Consider the following 18275-nt stretch of genomic DNA (forward strand, 5'->3'; position numbering starts at 1 on the left):
AGTGGCCAGCGGTGAGATGGGAAACGATAAGAAAGCGAAAGGCGCAAGTCAGGGGGAACAAGCTCTGGATGCGTTGCCGCTTTCGATAAGACCCATCTTGCCCCACGATGTCGAGGCCGCCACCCTGTGCGGCCTTGAAGCCTGGCAGAGCACCATAAGGGTGTGTCTGGAGGCTTTCTCCCACGATCAGTTTATAGCATTGCAAGAAGCCTTCCGGCTCTACCTCTGTTCTTTTGCTTCCGGTGCTGTGGAGGCCGGGGAGCGAATCATCGTCGCAGAGTTGGACGGCGCGGTCCTCGGGTTTTGTGGCTATGATAACCACAAGGGCTATCTTTCAGATCTCTGGGTGTCACCTGTCTGGCAGGGTAAAGGGGTTGCGCAGGCACTTATGGATGAGGCGCGCAGCACGATGCTAGACCAAGGGCGCCGCTTTCTCACATTGGAAGTCCTCGCCCAAAATCATCGCGCCTTTGCCTTCTACAAAAAACAGGGCTTTGTTGAAACAAAACGGCGCGTGAAATATGATCCTGTCTTGAAAAGAAGACTCATGAAAATATGGATGATGCAGAGGCTGTGACTGGCGCTATGCCGCTGGGGAGCCGCCAATCCTGCTTCATTGTCCGCAATCTGGAAGAAAATCGTGACTTTGCAAGATGTCCTCGACAACCCCGAAGAATGGGTGGCCTATTTCGGCTATGGCTCTCTCGTCAATGACAAAACAAGAAATGCTGAAAGCTTCGGCGTTGCTGTAAGGCTGAAGGGCTATAAGCGCCACTGGTCCGTCTGGGAAGCAAGCCCGGAACGCAAGGCTCTCGGGCTGCACGGGGCCGTGGCCCTATCTGTGACGCCTTGTGCGGACGCCTATTGCGACGGGTTGCTTGTCTTTGATCGCAAAGAGCATCTCCCGCAGGTGGATCTGCGTGAAGCGCACTATACCCGCGTCCGGATCAAGACATATGATATGCAGAGTGAACTGGCTCTGACCGATCTCGTCGATTATTACATCTATGTTGGCCAACCGGCGCTGACCAATGCATCCGATCCGAAATTCCCGATTTTGCAGTCCTACATCGATGCCGTGATGCAAGGCTTTTTCGATAAATTCGGCGAGGCAGGTATTAAAAGATTCGTTGAAGAAACCGAGGGCTGGCATATTCCGGTTCTTGCAGACCGCCATCGTCCTATCTATCCGCGCAGTGTAACATTGCAACCCGAGGAAGAAGCGATGATTGATCGCTATGTGTCTATCAGTGGTGCGCCAATGGTCGGCATGGAGCAGATTGTCTGACTGGAAAGGGATGCGGCTCTGTCTCTAATCGAGTAATCCGGATTTTGAGGCACTGAACTTGCACAGAAAGCGTATCGTGACTTGGCGTGGCTGGAAAGGTACGTTAAAAGCTGTTTCTAAATCGGGCTTTGAAAGCTCTTTGACGATATGCACCCTTTGACGCAATTGCTTTGGTCTGGGCCAGTTTTCCAGCCGAGCGGCATTTGCCGGAAAAGAAAGGTAAAAGCCAGTGACGATCATCGATTCCATCCGCAAGAGCGTGGTTCCCATTCACCCTGAGGGGCACAAGTTCATTGCGATCTTCGCCGTGGCAACGGTCATTCTTGGATGGTTCGTGTCTGCCTTGTTCTGGATCGGCCTGTTTTTGACCCTCTGGTGCTGCTATTTCTTCCGCGATCCTGCGCGTGTGACGCCTCTCAAAAAGGGGCTCGTCATTTCCCCGGCAGATGGCATTGTTTCCGGAGTTGGCCTTGCCACACCTCCCAAGGAATTGGGGTTGAGCAACGAGCCGATGATGCGTGTTTCCGTTTTCATGAATGTGTTCAATGTCCATGTGAACCGGGCTCCCATCAAGGGCAAGGTCATGAAGGTGGCTTACAAGCCGGGCAAGTTTCTCAATGCAGAACTCGACAAGGCCAGCGAAGACAACGAGCGTAACAGCTTGATTCTTGATACGGAATATGGTCCGGTCGGAGTGACCCAGATTGCAGGGCTTGTGGCACGTCGTATTGTTTGCTGGTCCGAGGAGGGCGAAAACCTGCCTACAGGAGAACGCTTCGGTCTTATCCGTTTTGGCAGCCGCGTGGATGTTTATTTGCCTTCTCACATCGTGCCGATTGTTGTGGAAGGGCAAACAATGATTGCCGGTGAAACCATTCTCGCCAATATGGAAGGCGTGCAAGAGAGCATCGGCGCCCATAGAGAGCAATAAGGCTCGCAGACTGAATTTCTAACACGGCATGACGCTCAACAAGCCAAAGAGCAAGGTGCTCACAACAAGAGGCATAACGCGAGAAGCTAATGGCAGACGATCAAGATCACGGCATCAACAATCCGTTTCAAGCGTTTGATCCGGATGAAAATCGGCCTAAACAGGGCTTCAAGGCCGTTCCTTTTCGCTTGATCGCTCCTAACCTTGTTACCCTTATGGCGCTATGCGCGGGCCTGACGGGTATTCGCATGGCAATTGACGGGCGCTTTGAAACCGCGCTGGTGTCAATTGCGGCCGCAGCCTTTCTTGATGGTATCGATGGGCGCGTGGCTCGCATGCTCAAGGGGCAGTCCCGCTTCGGTGCCGAGTTGGATTCTCTGACAGATTTCGTCAATTTCGGTGTCGCACCGGCTCTCATCCTGCATGTTTGGATCCTTCATGCATTCCAGTCCATCGGCTGGATCGGATCTTTGCTGTTTGCCATAGCCATGGTTTTAAGGCTTGCGCGTTTCAACGTCGCTCTGGATGACAAAAACCAGCCTGCTTGGAAGAAGAATTTCTTCGTTGGCGTGCCTGCTCCAGCCGGCGCACTTTGTGTTCTAGCCCCGATTTATCTGGAACTGTCCGGCTTGCCGCACTCCGATCTTGCGGCGCCTATTGTGCTTGTCTATACACTTTTCATTGCCATGCTGGTTGTCTCGACGGTGCCAAGCTATTCAGGCAAAACCGTCGGCCTGCGCATTCCTCGTGCCAATGTGTTGCCGCTCATCCTTGGCGTAGTGGCGTTTGTTGCCATCCTCTTTTCCTATCCGTGGATGACCATGACGGTGCTCGTTCTGATCTATCTGGCTTCGATTCCGTTTGCCCGTCGCGCTTGGTATCGCCATGACAGACAGATGCCGGAAGACAATCCGATCACGGACGGTATGGTCGCAGACGCAGATGACATGGATGACGACGACGACTGACCCTCAGTCCCGCAAGTCTTGAGAAATTCTGGAACTAAAAAAGGCGCTTGCCCGCCTGGATAAAGCTGGGAAAGCGCCAGTTACTTTCTATCGCCTCGGCCTAATGAGGCGCACTAATAGTGCGGCTAAAGCTCTTCGGCAACCGTCAGAAGCTTCTGAACAATCGTCATTGAGGCCGACGGGTCATCCTTTAGCTTTTGTGCTGCTGTTTCCCGCAGGTTCAACAAAGCGGTCTCTACGCTGAGCGGCAGAGACGTTGCGTTGGCCCCATGACTTGGGTCTTCTTGCTTTGCGCGTGCAGCCAATGCCTTAAGCTTTTCGATGATGCGATTGGCCTCGGCTCGATGTTCATCAAGAAAAGCCAGCCCTTCTGGTGTGATGGCGTACCGCTTTTTGTTGCCATCACTCTCAACCGCGCAATAGCCGGCTTCTTCAAGATAGGTGAGGGTAGGGTATATAACCCCCGGGCTTGGCGCATAGAAGCTGTCGGTGAGTGCTTCCACTTCCTTGATGATGTCATAGCCATGGCGTGGCTCATGTTCGATAAGGGCCAGAGCCAACAGGCGAATGTCGCCATGGTTCAGGAAACGGCCACGACGTCGACCGCCCCCACCATTGCCAAAGCCTCGACCGCCAGAGTGACCACCACGGCCAGCCCCACGACCGCCCATGAAGCCGCCACGACCGGATGGATCTCCGGAAGCTGCAAAGCCCTCGGGCCAACCATCGGTTCCGCGTCCCTTGCGTCCTCTTCCGCGCTGCATCATGGCTTGTTCTGGAAATTGGCGACCATGAGGCCCACTGGCGTCGCAATCTCTGCGCCGTCCCTGTCTGCGACCTGAGGGAGAAAATTCTTCTGTAATCATTTTAATTCTCCTTTTTAGATATAACTAAGATATATCTTATATAGGCGAGCGATTGGGTTTCATCAAGATATATCTAAAATATATTTTAAAAGAAAACCCACCGGCTGAATTGCCGATGGGTTTTGTCATGTTCTAGTGCCTTGGCTTGGTCGTCTCTGTCCGACTATTCCGCAGCCTGTGGTGCCTGATGGGCTTTGCGTTTGAAGCCAAACAGGCGGCCTGTACGGCGCATCATCGGCTTCAGCGTAACTGTCGGGAAGGCAAGCAGTACCGGTATCAGGATCAGCGTCAGGATGGTCGAGAAACCCAAACCGGCGATAACCGCCGTTGAGAGCTGGATCCACCATGCTGCTGTAATGGAGCCCACAGCAATCACACGATTGAAGAAGTCCAGATTGATCCCTGTCGCCATGGGAATAAGACCCGCAATCGTCGTAATGGTTGTCAGTAGGATAGGCCGAATACGCTGCGCCGCCGTCTTGATGACAGCCTCCACGACCTCGACCTTCTCGGACCGGAAGCGGTTATAGGTATCGATGAGAACAATCGCGTTGTTCACCACGATCCCTGCAAGCGCCATAACGCCCGTACCCGTCATGATGATCGAGAAGGTTTGTCCCGTCACGACGATGCCCAGAAGCACGCCGAAGATCGAGAAGACGACGGTCATCAGCGTAAGGGCGGTCTGATAGAAGCTGTTGAACTGGGTGATGAGGATCATCGCCATGATGAACAGTGCCGCGACCGCAGCTTTGGCAAGGAACTGGCCGGACTCTTTCTGGTCTTCATCCGCGCCGCGGAATTTGAAGGTCACGCCTTTGGGCCAATCCTGAGCCTTTATCCAATCATCGATCTCGCGAACTTTGGCGTCGACAGTCGTGCCATCGCTTTGGTCGACGGTTGCCTTGACGCTCATCGCGTAGAAGCCATCCTTACGCGTGATGGACGACACTTTCTGTCGGGCTTCCACCTTGACGAAGTTGCTGATGGGAACGAGCCCGTTGTTGGTTGGCAGTTTCAGCTCATCCAGATGATCCAGATTGCGCTGATCTCTGGGCAAGCGAACGCGAATATCCACTTCATCCTCGGAATCGTCCGGTCGATATTTGCCGATCATGACCCCGTTGGTGAGAAGCTGAACCATGGAGCCGACGGTCGCAATGGAGGCGTTATAACGTCCGGCTTGCTCGCGGTCGATCTTGAGTTCCCATTCGATGCCGGGCAGGGGGCGCCCGTCTTCGATGTCTACCAGATTGGTGATACCATCAACATGGTCACGCACAATGCCGGTAACCTTGGAGACCTGATCATAATTGTTCGAGGTGATTTCAAGGTTGATGTCCTTACCCGTCGGAGGACCTTCTTCGGTCTTGGCAACGGCTACCAGAATGCCCGGATATTTCTCGGTCCTATCGCGGATCTCGGTGAAAATCTCTTCCGCCGGTCTGCGACAGCAGAAGTCCGAGAGTTCCAATGCAAGAGACCCTATTGCGTCTGACGGGCGGCTACTGTCCGAGCTGAGGCTGTTGCCGCCGCTACTCGTGCCGGACGGCGCTGACGTGGCCACGACATCCTTGACGCCTTTGACCTGCAAAACCTCGTCCTCGACACTCTTGACGATGGCTCGGCTCTCCAGAGCGGACATGTTGCCGCGCGCCGAAACATAAACCATCGCATAGCGTGGTTCTTCGTTGACGAAGAGTTCGGCCTTGAACTCTTTGCCAAAGAATAGGAAGGGACTGATGATGGCAATCATGATGGCAATAACGCCAAGGATCGCGGCAATATTGCCCAGCGGATGCCGCACCAGCACATGCAGGAAACGGGCATAAACCCCGGTCATTCCCGTGACTTCCTTGGGGTTGAAATGGTGGCCACCAGACAGATGCTTGGCGTTTTCGATTTCTTCCTGAGACGCAGATGTCTTGCCGATGAAACCGCCGACTACCGGCAGGAACACCATGGCCGTCAACAACGCTGAAGACAAAACGATGATCACCATGATCGGTAGATAGCTCATGAACTCGCCGATTATGCCCGGCCATAGAAGCATGGGCAAAAAGGCGGCCAGCGTGGTTCCGGTTGAAGCTGCAATCGGCCAGAACATCAGTCGGGCAGCCCTGATATAGGCTTCCTGTCGCGACATACCCTCGGCCACCTTGCGGTCTGCATATTCCACAATCACGATTGCGCCATCAACGAGCATGCCCACTGTGAGTACGAGCCCATACATCACCATCGTGTTGAGCGTCATGTCGAGAAGCGACAGGATTAGAAAGCCCATCATGAAGGACGTCGGGATCGCGATGCCGATCATAAGGGCAGACCGGAACCCGAGTGCAGCCAGCACCAGCATCATCACAAGTGCGATGGCCGTCATGATGGAGGATTCCAGAGACCCCAAAGTCTCGTTGACTGGCTCCGCCTGATCGAGCAGGAAACTGACCTTGATGGCCGGGTTCCAGTCAGTGGTTACATCATGAACCACCTTGCGAACCGCATCATTATTTTCAATGATGTTTGTGCCGAGGCGTTTGGAAATCTCAACCGTAATCGCTGTCTTGCCATTCACCCGCGTAATGGTTGTCGGATCTTTGAATGTGCGCTTGATGGTGGCGATATCGCCCAGTGTTACCACACCCTCGCCATTTTGCTTGATGGGGATGGAGTAGACATCCTCGGCACTCTCGATGAGGCCGGGAACCTTCAAGTTGAAGCGTCCCTTACCGTTATCGAGAAAACCCGCTGGCACCAACTGGTTGTTGAGGGTTACCGCATTGATCAGCTCTGTCTGCGTAACATTATAGGATTCAAGGCGTAGCTGGTCGATCTCCACTTCCAGAAGCTCATCGCGGTTGCCCGATAGATTGGCTTCAAGAACAGAAGAAATCCCTTCAATCTCGTCCTTGAGCTGACGTGCATGCTGATAGAGCGTCCTTTCTGGAACCGCACCGGAAAGGGTCACATACAGGGTGGGCTGCTGCGACATGTTCATTTCAGAAATGGTCGGCTCATCTGCGTCCGTAGGCATTTCCGCCTTGGCCTGATCTACCTTGTCGCGGACATCCGCCAAAGCCGACTCCTTGTCAAAGTCGACGGTAAATTCCAGCAGAACCCCGCCATGTCCTTCGGAGGCAAAGCTGGTCATTTCCTTGAGGCCATCAAGGCTTTGCAGCTTGTTTTCCATCGGCTTGATAAGAAGCCTCACGGAATCTTCCGGCGAGATGCCTTGCTGCGTAACCGAGATATAGAAAATTGGGATATCGATGTCCGGGTTGGCTTCCTTTGGCACATTGATGTAGCTGATGATGCCGCCGAACAGAAGAACGACCATGAGGGTCATGACGACCCGCCTGGCGCGCAGAATGGTTTCAAGAGCGTTATGCATCCCTGCTACTCCCCTGAAGCGTCTGCTGTGGTCAGCTTGTCTGCTGGAACTGCGATCACCGGTTGCCCGGATTTGACATATTCCTGACCAACGGTAATCAGATCCACTTTCTCGGGCAGACCTGTGACCCATATTCCCGTTTCATCGTTGGAAATGATATGAACAGGGGTGAATTGCGCTTTGCTATCAATTACCTGCATAGCGCCCACAATACCTTCATCCGAAAGGGTCAGGTAAGCCGGGCTCATCAGATGGGCCTTGATGGGCGGCAGTTTGAGGTTGGCAACAGCCGTTACCCCGTCTCGCAATTGACGATCCGGATTGGGGATCTCGATCTCGACAAGGAAGGTGCGGGTTTCCACATCAGACGCGGCGCTTACAAAGCGAACGCTCCCATCAGTCTTCTCGCCGGTAACGAGCGTAACCTCCGCCTTGTTTCCAACTTTGACCGCAGCGATGTCTCGTTCCGAGACCTGACCGACCACAAGCATGGGATCGGGATCCATCAGAACGGCACATGCTCCGCCGGAGCTGAGTTGATCGCCCACTTCAGCCAGATCGCTCTGCACCAGGCCATCAATTGGCGCCAGAATACGGGTTCTCTCCAACTCGAGACGGGCTTCCTTGACGCCAGCAATTGCGGCATCACGTGCAGCGCGCAAAGCGGCGAGTTGGGTTTTGGACGCAAAGCCCTTTGTTGCCAGTTGCTCTTTTGCGGACAGGTCAAATTCTGCCTGCTCCAGAGCGGCTTTGGCCTTGGCCAGATTGGCTTCGCGAGACCCCACATCGAGTTCACAAAGCAAATCGTCTTTGTGAACCCACTGGCCCTTTTCAACTTCGATTGACCGAACAATCGCGGAAGTTTCCGCGCGGACCGTAACTTTGGCATCAGCCTCGGTCCTGCCACGAATGGTAAGACTGGACTGTCTAGGCTTGGCATTGAAATGTTGAACGGCCACCCGAAAGGCCTCTGCTTCCTGTGCCTGATTGCGAACGGCGGGAGGAGGGGTGGTGTCCCCTGTTTCCTGCCCGCTAAAAACGGCTTTACCGGTTGCCATCCACCCGACAATACCTGCCGTACACAGCAGCGCAAGGCCATAAGAGCCTTTGAGTCGCAACGCCATGAAATAGTCCCTCGCTATAGTAGCTCCTGCTTGCTGAGCAGCTATACAAATACCAACAAATTGTCGCAGACTGATGAAGTGCCCCGCGACACCTGATTTACTTATGAGTTGATTGCCCTCAATTTGGCTTCCGGCTGAGACAACTGGCCGTTTCTCGCAATTTCGACCAGCGCGCTACCATGCATCCTGAGATAGTCAATGCTGGCCTGAACACAATAGAGGCCGTAGTTGCGAGCCCAGTCGGCAGCCTTTTTGTCCTCTTCTGTGAGCGCATATTTGCCGTCCTGCGGGCGGTCTTCCAGCTCTGAATCATTACATGAAGTGATTACGTCAAGTTCCTCATGCAAATGGGCAAGTTGCCGTTCGATTGCTGCCTCGATAGCATCCGGCCCCACCAATCGGGCAAAGATCGATATAAGTAGGAACTCGGACTTAAAAATATCTGGCCTGTGTGGTTGCAAAAGTTCCTGAAAAAAGACATCGCGACCGGCATCCGTGATCGAATAGACCTTGCGCGCCGGTTTTCCTTCTTCAGACACATGCCTGCCGGTTACCAGCCCTTCCGCTTCCATTTTATTGAGAGCCGGATAGATCGAGCCGTAAGAGGCATCGATAAAAAAGCTGAAATTGCCTTCTGTCGAAAATTTGCGGATGTCATATCCGGTCCGATCCGAACAGAAAAGAATGGCGAGGCAGATACTGCGAACGTTCATAAGGTGATCCAGACAATTAGGTGATGCCAGCTTATGAGTGTAATGCGCCAGCATATATCTAAAGTCTATATAACGAACCGATATATGTGTCTAGAGGATATATCGAACGAGTATATGTATTTCCACTGCGCTTGCTCCTCATAATTGACGAGATATTGACGCAAGGTGTCATTTACAGATGAGGGAAAGTAACTATAATTGCGAACAGGTGAATGTAGCAGCGAAAGCGCAGGAGGGGATTTGATCCCGCTTCTATCTGGGAGCTGAAAAGCAGAATAGGACATGCATGCCAATTACCGATCTGGTGCCAGCCTCACGAAAACAGGAAAAAGGCTTTAAGGGTATTATTCAGAATCCCTTGATCCGGTTGCTCGCTATCAATTGGCTAATCGGTTTCGTGGTCACTGTGCTCATCGTATTTGGGCTTATCGCCACAAATGCTGCCGGATTGCAGGATCTGATCTTTAATAGCGAAAATCCGCTCGTCCCCATCGCGCTGCTGTTTTTCGGTCTGTTGATCACCATCTGCAGCGTGGCCATGGGCGCGGCGGTTATGAGCCTGCCCAAGGATGATAACTAGCGGTGCTATTGCCCGATGGTGCTGCTGCGCCTCTCATAGAGGGCAACGTCCCGCCAACATCCCTTTTGAGGGCCGTTTGACATCTTTGCTATCTTCTCGCGGACACCAACGCAGCGAAACCCAAATTTCTCATGCAAACGAATACTGGCCGCATTGTCGGTAAAGATGCCAGCTTGTAGCGTCCAGAAGCCTTCTTGCTCGGACGCTTCTACGAGCCTGCCCATAAGCTGGGATCCGACATGCTGGCCCTTGGCACTTGAGGTGATATAGATGCTGAGTTCAGCAACTCCGCGATAGACATCGCGGCTCGAATAGGCTGACAGCGCAGCCCAGCCAACAATTTCTCCCGACAAGAGCGCAGCGATGCGGCAACTTTGCAAGTGCCCCTGGTCCCAACCGGTCCAATCGGGTGCCTGTGCGGTAAATGTTGCGTTTCCTGTGTCAATGCCTTCCTGATAGATTTGCAGAATGGCAGCTGCATCATTGGGGCCTATCGGACGTAAGGTGAGATTGGTCGAAGCAGACGTTGAAGGACTGTTCGGGGAGGGGGATATAGATGTCATTGCAAGATTCCAAACACGAATGACTAAATGTGACATGCCCGGGCATGTTTTGCAATCAGATCCCACAAAGTCCAAGACACTATTAACCAAGATCAGGAGTCGGCCACTCTTTCTGCGTGATGGTTAAACCAATCCATAAGAATTGCGCCAACAAATTAACGGTTTGAAAACCTTAAATCTCGGATTTTGGCGGATTTCCTTCAATTCGTCGGCCTGTTTATTTTTGAGATAGGCTTCTTTGTCACCCTTTTTCGCAAGATTTGGCGTGGATCCGCAAACCATAAGCGGAAACCGAAACTGGGTGATATGGGGCACATCATGTTCTTAAGGGAATTGCAGCAACATAAGGACCGGATTGTCGAAAATCTGCGGCCAGACGAGAGGCTGGCTACGGCGTGGGCACAGGGGTTCGCACTGGGCACAGAAACACTGCTCAGCGCGACCAACGTGCTCCGCCAAACAGGAAAGCGTGCGTTACGTTATGGAGCTGCCATCAAGCTGAGGCAACTTGTTTTGCAAACAGGAACCTATTGCCTTGTCATTGGTTTGGCTGTCGGGTTCACATCCATGGGAAGCAAAATCATGTTTGGACTCATTCACCATGAAATGAGCGAAATGGGGGCTGAAGTTGCCTTTACTCATCTGCCTGTAGAAGTAGAAACCGCCAGCATCCGCTCGACAATTCGGCAATAGGCGCGCCCTGTTGCTATCTGCGCATCTGTACCACAGAGCCCCCGTGAGGCCAGCTAGCTTTTATTCTTCCACTTTGAATGGAAGTGAGAAGTCCGCCGTCTTATCGGAATTCTTGTCCTTGAGAAGATAGTGGGACACATAATCGCCTGGCTTTAATCCGCTTAGATTGATCGTCATCTTCAGGTGAATTTCGCGGTTATGGCGAATGAGAGGCACGCCAAGATTGACAAAATCCTCTTGCTCGAAGAGCGTGGTCCCCTTGGGGCCTTCCAGTGAATAGTCAACGCTCCAACTGGCAACGCTGCTGCCATCTTCTGTTTTGCCATAGGAAAAGGCCACAGGCTCAACATAGATCATCTGTGCTTCATCGGGTTTGAAGACCGGTTCCTTGGCTGTGAAGTTGCCATAGCCATTGATTTCGTCAACAAACAGGGCCTTGCGAACAAACATGGGAGAGCGCTGCCAGAAGCTGTCTATGATCTTGTCGAGCGCTTCAAAGGCAGGGGCTGGTTGCCCTTCGGCCAGAAGGCTTCTGGCTTCTTCGAATTGATCTGACAGAGCGTCTGCCTGTGCGTATGAAGGTATCAATGTCAGGGCAAGCAACATGGCCATGGTCTGAAGGTTGCGCATCTTTCCAATCCTTCCAGCTTCGATAAATGCTTTTCTTTAGCATGATCTTCTACATACTGGATGGCTATAAATCCATTCATTTGCTTGAAAAATTGCACATTTTTGCCACAATCTCGGGTGATTCAAACAGATATTGTATGACTTTGTCGAAATTCCTGGACAGATTGCGTGATGATCAATTGCGCCGATCGCAAAAACAGGCCGGCCATCACCAGCGCCACAGCGATATCCGGCAGAGCTGAATTGGTGTAAAAGACCACGACACTGGCGCCCATTACGGCGATGTTGCCAATGGCATCATTGCGCGAACAAAGCCACACGGACCGCACATTGGCGTCACCATCCTTGTACCGCAAGAGTAGGAGGACGGAGCTTACATTGGCTGCCAGCGCCATGAAGCCGATGACACCCATGATTTCTGCGCTTGGTACATCCAGAAACAGCACTTGATACAGAGTGGACCCAAAAATCCAGAGGCCCATAGCCAGAAGGCTGAAGCCCTTGACTAGAGCCGCTGTTGAACGCACCTTGAGGCTCATGCCGATCACAGCAAGGCTGATGCCGTAGGTCAGAAAGTCACCAAGAAAGTCCAGAGCGTCTGCCTGCAAGGCTTGTGATCCGGCCATCCGCCCTGCGATGATTTCAACAAGGAACATACCGCCATTCAGAGCGATCACGGTCCAGAGTACGGCCTTGTAGCGTTTGTCTACGCCATCGAACACCGGATTGCCGTGACATCCGCAGGAATCGCCACAGGAGTCTTGCTGTGGTTGTGCGTGAGCATGAGTATGCTCATGCTCATGATCATGGGAATGCGCATCATGGCTGCTACAGGTGCCGCAACACGTCTCGCTTGTGAGGCTTTTTGAGGGTATAGGCTGTGCAGAAGCGCTGCATCCGCAGCTGTCATGATCGGTTGTGCCCGAATATGCCTGGCTCATCATGTGCTCCTTTTTCTATTGAAAGCGTGCGATGAGCACCAGTATAATAGCTCTAGTCACTATAGCTTCAAGGCCTGAAGGACAAAATCAGGAAGGAAATGTTGATATGCTCTCGATCGGTAATCTGTCCAAGACGAGTGGCGTGAAGGTTCCCACCATACGTTATTATGAAAAGATCGGTCTGATAGCGCCGGCGGATCGCAGCCAAGGCAATCAGCGTCGCTATGAGGCAGACGATTTGAAGCGCCTGATATTTATCAAGCATGCCCGTGACCTCGGTTTCCATCTCGATGACATCAAGTCCCTGTTGACCCTTAAAGAAGACACGTCATGCCCATGCTCGGGGGCTGATGAAATTCTGACACGCCATCTGTCTGATGTGCGCAACCGGATCAGCCGTTTACAGCGCCTTGAAGCCGAGCTTGAGCGTATGTCTCATTGCGAGGGGGAATGCGTTGCGGAATGTTCCGTTATCGAAAGCCTTGCCGATCACAGTCATTGCCTTTATGAGCACTGACGAACTCATCTATCTATCATCTAAGCGCAGGGGACACGTTTATGACTTGGACGATCTATCTTTCGGGAGAAATTCACACCGATTGGCGCGACCAGATCGAAGAAGGCGCAAAGGCATTGGATTTGCCCGTATGCTTTTCTGGTCCGGTTACGGACCACGCTGCTTCGGATGATTGCGGTGTCGTAATTCTGGGGCAGGAAGAGAATAAATTCTGGCACGATCACAAAGGGGCAAAGCTCAACGCCATCAGAACCCGCACATTGCTGGAAGCCGCTGATATTGTCGTGGTGCGCTTTGGTGAAAAATACAAGCAATGGAACGCAGCCTTCGATGCAGGTTTCGCCGCAGCATTGGGTAAGCCCATGATTGTCATGCACGGTAAAGATCATCAGCATGCGCTAAAGGAAGTGGATGCCGCAGCGCTTGCCGTGACCGAAACGCCACAAGAAGTCGTGCAGATCCTGCGGTATGTCATGGAAGGCAAACTCGCTTAATGCTCCGATCCTTTGCCGAGAGACGAGCAGAACATGCAACTAATCAGTTCCCGTTATGGTTTTTGTAAAACAATTGATAAGACCGCGGGCGGGCAATGCCCTATAGAAGATCTATGACTGGAAAACGATTAGCTGATGACAGCATGACTCCCGGCCGTCTGTTTCTTGAAGGAATGCGGCGCGGCATTCCCGTAGTAATAACGGCTGGACCCTTCGGTGCACTGTTCGGAGCCCTCGCCATTGACAATGGCATGTCTGCCTTTGATGCGGTTCTGATGAGTGCGACTATTTTTGCAGGCGCCAGTCAGTTGGTGGGGCTTGAACTCTTTGGGCAGCATATCCCCGCTTGGATCGTTATTCTTTCCATTTTCGCCGTCAATTTCCGGCACATCCTCTATTCTGCTTCGCTTGGGCAACATGTAGCCAACTGGTCATGGGTTCGCCAGATGTTCGGCTTTTTCTTTCTGGTTGATCCGGCCTATGCTGAAACGGAAAGACGCGCAGAGCAGGGGGAGGATGTGCAGTTCTCATGGTATATGGGGCTGGTGTTTGTGGTCTATGTCGGATGGGTCGGGATGACCTGGCTGGGCACCATATTCGGCAATTTTCTTGAGGATTCTCATACCTGGGGCATCGATTTCATCTTGCCGATCTATTTCATGGCTTTGCTCATGGGATTTCGAAAACGGCCCTTCTGGTACCCGATTGTCTTTGTCAGTGCAGCCTCTTCGATTATTGCCGCCAAAACGGTTGGATCTCCCTGGCATGTTTCCATCGGTGCGGCCGTTGGTATTCTGACTGCGGCAATTTTCGCCCCAGTGTCGGATGAAGAAACCGGTGATAAACAGGAAGGGGCGCGGTGATGACAGCCACTTTCTGGATTATCATTGGCGGCGCAATCGTTACCTATCTAACGCGCATCGGCGGCCACCTCATCCTCACGCGCTTTGATCGGATCCATCCTCGCGTTCAAGCGGGGCTGGATGCCGTGCCAGCGGCCGTGTTGACAACGTTGGTCGCACCGGCTGTGGTCGATGGGGGCCCTAGCGAATGGGCCGCTTTTGCAATTGCTGTTGTCGCAGGGGTGCGGGTTTCCACGATTCCCATGGTCATCATAGGAGCCGTTGCCGTAGCGCTTTTGCGACAAGTTTTAGGATAATTTGTCCGGCATCAGCCGGGAAAGTCTTTTGTCTGGAGCTTTGATGGTATGAAAATTGGTTTGCTTGTTGCTGGTCCGCTGCCTGAGGAGCTCGTCAAACAGTTTGGTACGTTTGATGATATGTTCAAGGCGTTGCTCTTAAAGCAGGAGCCGAGCCTGACCTTTGCCAGCTATGATGTCTATGAGGACAATTTCCCTGAAGACACAAAGGATTGTGACGGTTGGATTGTAACTGGATCACTGCACAGCGCTTATGAAAAACTGCCCTGGATGATCCGTCTTGAAGCCTTCATCAGAGAGGCGATCAAGGCCGACCAGCCAACCATTGGCATCTGCTTTGGCCATCAGATCATGGCAACAGCTATGGGGGGCGTGGTTGAAAAAGCGCCTTCGGGCAAATGGGGAGCGGCTGTCCACACCTATAAAATTTCCCTGAACGACAGGGAACGCCCCGCATGGATGAATGGCGATGGCGAAACTTTTGCGCTACAGGCGAGTCATCAGGATCAAGTCACAGTTTTGCCTGAAAGCGGTTGTCTGATCGCGGGCAACGAATTCTGCCCCAATGGCATGATCGCTTATGGAAAGGCTGGGCTTTCCCTGCAACTCCATCCCGAGTTATCCAGCGGTATCGTGGAAACCATGCTTCACAAGAGACGCGGCACTGCCATGACAGAACAAGATGCAGATGTAGCTTTATCCCATGTGAATGACCCGGTCGATGCGGACCGAGTGGCGCAATGGATGATGCTGTTCTTTCATCAGTCGTGGGATCGCAAACCAGTTTGAGCGCCGGTCCTGCGATTGAATCGATGCCGTAAGTGGCGCAACGAAACAAAAAGAAAAACGAGATTAAAATGGACAATGCTTCCCTGCCAATTTTCGATGGCCACAATGACACGTTGCTAAGGCTTGAAATGGCCGCGCGTGAGGGCTCTCCCATGTCCTTTATGGAAGGGGATGAACGCCTGCATATCGATTTTCCCAAGGCGCAGGAAGGCGGCTTTGCCGGAGGGCTGTTTGCCATGTTCGTGCCGCCAGTGCAGGAATTGGGCAGCAAGCCGGACTTCCAGTCCATGGTAAAGCCGATTGAGCAGACCTACGCGTTCGACTTGACCGACGCCATGATGGCGCGCGCAATGCTTCTGGCGCGGGAATCTAGTGATCGCATTCGTATCTGTCTTTCCAGTCAGGACATTCGAAAGGCGATGGAAGACAATGCTCTTGCGATCATGCTCCATATCGAAGGGGCTGAAGCGATTGATGCAGATTTCAATGCTTTGTCCATTTTACATGAAGCTGGTTTGCGGTCCATTGGTCCGGTTTGGAGCCGCAGTAATATCTTTGGTCATGGCGTGCCGTTTGATTTCCCCGGAAGTCCTGATTCTGGCCCGGGATTGACTGAGCTTGGCAAGGAACTGGTCAAGCGATGCAATGCGCTCAACATCCTTATCGACCTGTCTCACCTCAATGAAAAAGGGTTCTGGGATGTCCATGCGGTATCCGACAAGCCGCTGCTTGCAACCCATTCCAACGTGCATGCCCTTTGCAAATCGCGTCGAAACCTGACGGACAAACAGCTTTCGGCCATCGCTGAAAGCAAGGGGCTGGTAGGGCTGAATTACTCAATCGGCTTTCTGCGCTCGGATGGAGACAAGTCCCAGCTGGATATGGACCTCGATATCATGGTCGACCATCTGGCCTATCTCGTCGAGAAACTGGGAGAAGAGGGCGTAGGTCTCGGCTCGGACTTTGACGGAACGACAGTGCCGCGTCGGATTGGCTCCGCAGCCGGAAACCCAGCTCTGATAGAGCGGATGCAGGCGCGTGGCTTTGGTGATGAGCTGATTGCCAAGATTGCCTACAAGAACTGGCTTTCCATGCTGGAGCGTTCTGGCCTTTGATTTTTGGGCAGGCCGATGCTATTCGGGCATTTGGCTGTTCTTTTTGGAACGGTCCAGACACAGCTTGAATGGCGAACAAAAAAAGCCCCGTATGAAAACGGGGCTTTTTCAATTGGGGGCAGACGGACTGACGATCAATCGTCATAGTCTCCATCTTCATAGTCATTCTGTACAGGCATCCGCTGTGGGCGCTCACTCGCGTCGCGACCAATGCGGTCTGCGATATGGGCCAGATCAATGAAATGATCTGCCTGTCGGCGAAGCTCATCAGCGATCATTGGCGGCTGGGTTGACATCGTTGAAACAACGCTGACTTTGCGACCCTTGCGCTGCAAGGCTTCTACAAGTTTGCGGAAATCTCCGTCACCAGAGAAAATCACGAAGTGATCAACATGCTCCACAAGCTCCATCGCATCAATGGTTAGCTCGATGTCCATGTTGCCTTTGATTTTTCGGCGTCCGGCAGAATCCGTGAATTCTTTGGTCGGCTTGGTAACAACATGATAACCGTTATAATCAAGCCAGTCGATCAAAGGACGAATGGATGAATATTCCTGATCTTCGGCCAGGGCAGTGTAGTAGTAAGTTCGCAGAAGATACCCTTTGCCGCGGAATTCTCTCAGAAGCCTTTTGTAGTCAATATCGAAACCAAGAGTCTTGGTCGTTGCGTACAGATTGGCCCCGTCGATAAATAGCGCAACTTTTTCTCTAGGATCAAACACGGAGTCACCCTTTATGCTGGTTTTTCGTTGGATTCAATTTCAGGATGAGTGTCGTATACAAACACGTCTGCTCTAAGCCTTGTAAGTGAATGCAAGATTTAAAAATGCGTTATTGAATCTTTAAATTATTCGAAACAATGAATTGCAATCTCGCGAAATCAAATCGATTCTTAGTCTATACAAATTTATATTCAATAACCACCAAGAAAAACAGATTATAAACGAAATCACAACATGATAATCATGTATATGGTATCCAAAATTTTGACAAAAGCGTATGAAATCGGTTTCAGGCCCAGTTTTGCAAAGGTTCGCCCTTGTCAAATAAAAAAAATCGCTTTATCTAGGGGGAAAATCCCCCATTAAGGAGATCGTCTATGGCACGCGTCACTGTTGAGGACTGCGTTGATAAGGTTGAGAATCGTTTCGAGCTCGTGCTGCTTTCCGGTCATCGTGCGCGCATGATTTCTAGTGGCTCTTCGATTACGGTTGATCGCGACAATGACAAAAATCCGGTTGTTGCCCTGCGGGAAATTGCAGATGAAACTGTATCCCCGGGAGACCTGAAAGAAGATCTGATCCATTCGCTTCAGAAATATGTTGAGGTTGATGAGCCCGAGACTGAAGAAGTTCAGCTGATCACCGCTGACGAAGCTGCAACCACCGAATATGAAGGTGTTGCTTCTGAGAACAAGAATGAAGTCGTCTTCGACCAGATGTCTGAAGAAGAGCTTCTGCGCGGATTGGAAAGCCTAGTGCCGCCAGATCGTAACGACGACTGAGCGCAGCAAGGT

Annotated in this window: 21 protein-coding genes; 13 read left to right on the forward strand and 8 right to left on the reverse strand. The window is 52.2% G+C overall.

From position 1 onward, the window contains the following. The first annotated feature begins 1 nt into the window (after position 1). From BM258_RS03165 to BM258_RS03180, 4 genes are all read left to right on the forward strand, one after another. Positions 2 to 577, forward strand: coding sequence for a GNAT family N-acetyltransferase (locus BM258_RS03165; RefSeq protein ID WP_090068731.1), 576 nt, complete (start codon positions 2 to 4; stop codon positions 575 to 577). Positions 578 to 640: 63 nt separating this feature from the next. Continuing rightward, complete coding sequence (locus BM258_RS03170) at positions 641 to 1288, forward strand: gamma-glutamylcyclotransferase family protein (RefSeq protein ID WP_139229189.1); 648 nt, start codon at positions 641 to 643, stop codon at positions 1286 to 1288. A gap of 229 nt (positions 1289 to 1517) precedes the next feature. Next, complete coding sequence (locus BM258_RS03175) at positions 1518 to 2219, forward strand: phosphatidylserine decarboxylase (protein ID WP_090068736.1); 702 nt, start codon at positions 1518 to 1520, stop codon at positions 2217 to 2219. An 89-nt stretch (positions 2220 to 2308) separates the two neighbouring features. Further along, positions 2309 to 3187 carry a CDP-alcohol phosphatidyltransferase family protein gene (locus BM258_RS03180; RefSeq protein ID WP_175527891.1) on the forward strand — a complete coding sequence of 293 codons (879 nt, stop codon included), beginning with the start codon at positions 2309 to 2311 and terminating at the stop codon, positions 3185 to 3187. A gap of 125 nt (positions 3188 to 3312) precedes the next feature. On the opposite strand, the gene BM258_RS03185 is transcribed toward BM258_RS03180, so the two are convergent. From BM258_RS03185 to BM258_RS03200, 4 genes are all read right to left on the reverse strand, one after another. Then, positions 3313 to 4053, reverse strand: a complete 741-nt coding sequence (locus BM258_RS03185; protein ID WP_244544569.1) for a PadR family transcriptional regulator — start codon at positions 4051 to 4053, stop codon at positions 3313 to 3315. A 163-nt stretch (positions 4054 to 4216) separates the two neighbouring features. Then, positions 4217 to 7441 carry an efflux RND transporter permease subunit gene (locus BM258_RS03190; protein WP_090068740.1) on the reverse strand — a complete coding sequence of 1075 codons (3225 nt, stop codon included), beginning with the start codon at positions 7439 to 7441 and terminating at the stop codon, positions 4217 to 4219. 5 nt (positions 7442 to 7446) lie between these two features. Continuing rightward, on the reverse strand, positions 7447 to 8565 hold the full coding sequence (locus BM258_RS03195; RefSeq protein ID WP_090068742.1) for an efflux RND transporter periplasmic adaptor subunit: 1119 nt from the start codon (positions 8563 to 8565) through the stop codon (positions 7447 to 7449). Positions 8566 to 8666: 101 nt separating this feature from the next. After that, complete coding sequence (locus tag BM258_RS03200; protein WP_090068744.1) at positions 8667 to 9278, reverse strand: PadR family transcriptional regulator; 612 nt, start codon at positions 9276 to 9278, stop codon at positions 8667 to 8669. Between the two features lie 286 nt (positions 9279 to 9564). Here BM258_RS03200 and BM258_RS03205 point away from each other — a divergent pair, with 286 nt between their 5' ends. Further along, entirely contained in the window at positions 9565 to 9858 is a 294-nt protein-coding gene (locus BM258_RS03205; RefSeq protein WP_090068746.1) for a hypothetical protein, read from the forward strand. Between the two features lie 5 nt (positions 9859 to 9863). On the opposite strand, the gene BM258_RS03210 is transcribed toward BM258_RS03205, so the two are convergent. Beyond that, the gene (locus BM258_RS03210) at positions 9864 to 10421 is read right to left on the reverse strand and encodes a GNAT family N-acetyltransferase (RefSeq protein WP_090068988.1); all 558 of its coding nucleotides are present in this window, start codon (positions 10419 to 10421) and stop codon (positions 9864 to 9866) included. 318 nt (positions 10422 to 10739) lie between these two features. On the opposite strand from BM258_RS03210, the gene BM258_RS03215 reads away from it, so the two are divergent. Next, positions 10740 to 11114 carry a hypothetical protein gene (locus BM258_RS03215; protein ID WP_139229190.1) on the forward strand — a complete coding sequence of 125 codons (375 nt, stop codon included), beginning with the start codon at positions 10740 to 10742 and terminating at the stop codon, positions 11112 to 11114. Positions 11115 to 11174: 60 nt separating this feature from the next. On the opposite strand, the gene BM258_RS03220 is transcribed toward BM258_RS03215, so the two are convergent. Then, positions 11175 to 11744, reverse strand: a complete 570-nt coding sequence (locus tag BM258_RS03220) for a hypothetical protein (protein WP_090068750.1) — start codon at positions 11742 to 11744, stop codon at positions 11175 to 11177. A gap of 122 nt (positions 11745 to 11866) precedes the next feature. Beyond that, positions 11867 to 12688 (reverse strand): cation efflux transmembrane domain-containing protein, encoded by an 822-nt coding sequence (locus tag BM258_RS03225; RefSeq protein WP_342029346.1) that lies wholly within the window; start codon positions 12686 to 12688, stop codon positions 11867 to 11869. Between the two features lie 103 nt (positions 12689 to 12791). Between BM258_RS03225 and BM258_RS03230 the strand changes: the two genes are divergently transcribed. The 6 genes from BM258_RS03230 to BM258_RS03255 all read left to right on the forward strand — a co-directional run bounded on the left by BM258_RS03230 (position 12792) and on the right by BM258_RS03255 (position 16759). Continuing rightward, positions 12792 to 13202, forward strand: coding sequence for a MerR family transcriptional regulator (locus BM258_RS03230; RefSeq protein WP_090068752.1), 411 nt, complete (start codon positions 12792 to 12794; stop codon positions 13200 to 13202). Positions 13203 to 13243: 41 nt separating this feature from the next. Further along, positions 13244 to 13696 (forward strand): YtoQ family protein, encoded by a 453-nt coding sequence (locus BM258_RS03235; RefSeq protein WP_090068754.1) that lies wholly within the window; start codon positions 13244 to 13246, stop codon positions 13694 to 13696. Positions 13697 to 13809: 113 nt separating this feature from the next. Continuing rightward, on the forward strand, positions 13810 to 14559 hold the full coding sequence (locus tag BM258_RS03240; RefSeq protein WP_090068756.1) for an AzlC family ABC transporter permease: 750 nt from the start codon (positions 13810 to 13812) through the stop codon (positions 14557 to 14559). Beyond that, positions 14559 to 14855: an AzlD family protein gene (locus BM258_RS03245; protein ID WP_090068758.1), complete on the forward strand. Its 297-nt coding sequence runs from the start codon at positions 14559 to 14561 to the stop codon at positions 14853 to 14855. The genes BM258_RS03240 and BM258_RS03245 overlap by 1 nt, the downstream gene beginning before the upstream one ends. 48 nt (positions 14856 to 14903) lie before the next feature. After that, on the forward strand, positions 14904 to 15644 hold the full coding sequence (locus BM258_RS03250; protein ID WP_090068760.1) for a glutamine amidotransferase-related protein: 741 nt from the start codon (positions 14904 to 14906) through the stop codon (positions 15642 to 15644). 68 nt (positions 15645 to 15712) lie between these two features. After that, entirely contained in the window at positions 15713 to 16759 is a 1047-nt protein-coding gene (locus tag BM258_RS03255) for a dipeptidase (RefSeq protein WP_090068762.1), read from the forward strand. A 134-nt stretch (positions 16760 to 16893) separates the two neighbouring features. On the opposite strand, the gene BM258_RS03260 is transcribed toward BM258_RS03255, so the two are convergent. Beyond that, positions 16894 to 17481 carry a LabA-like NYN domain-containing protein gene (locus tag BM258_RS03260; protein WP_090068764.1) on the reverse strand — a complete coding sequence of 196 codons (588 nt, stop codon included), beginning with the start codon at positions 17479 to 17481 and terminating at the stop codon, positions 16894 to 16896. A gap of 377 nt (positions 17482 to 17858) precedes the next feature. On the opposite strand from BM258_RS03260, the gene rpoZ reads away from it, so the two are divergent. Continuing rightward, complete coding sequence (gene rpoZ, locus BM258_RS03265) at positions 17859 to 18263, forward strand: DNA-directed RNA polymerase subunit omega (RefSeq protein ID WP_090068766.1); 405 nt, start codon at positions 17859 to 17861, stop codon at positions 18261 to 18263. Positions 18264 to 18275: the final 12 nt, after the last annotated feature.

This window comes from Cohaesibacter marisflavi (genome assembly GCF_900115225.1).
Lineage (GTDB): Bacteria > Pseudomonadota > Alphaproteobacteria > Rhizobiales > Cohaesibacteraceae > Cohaesibacter > Cohaesibacter marisflavi.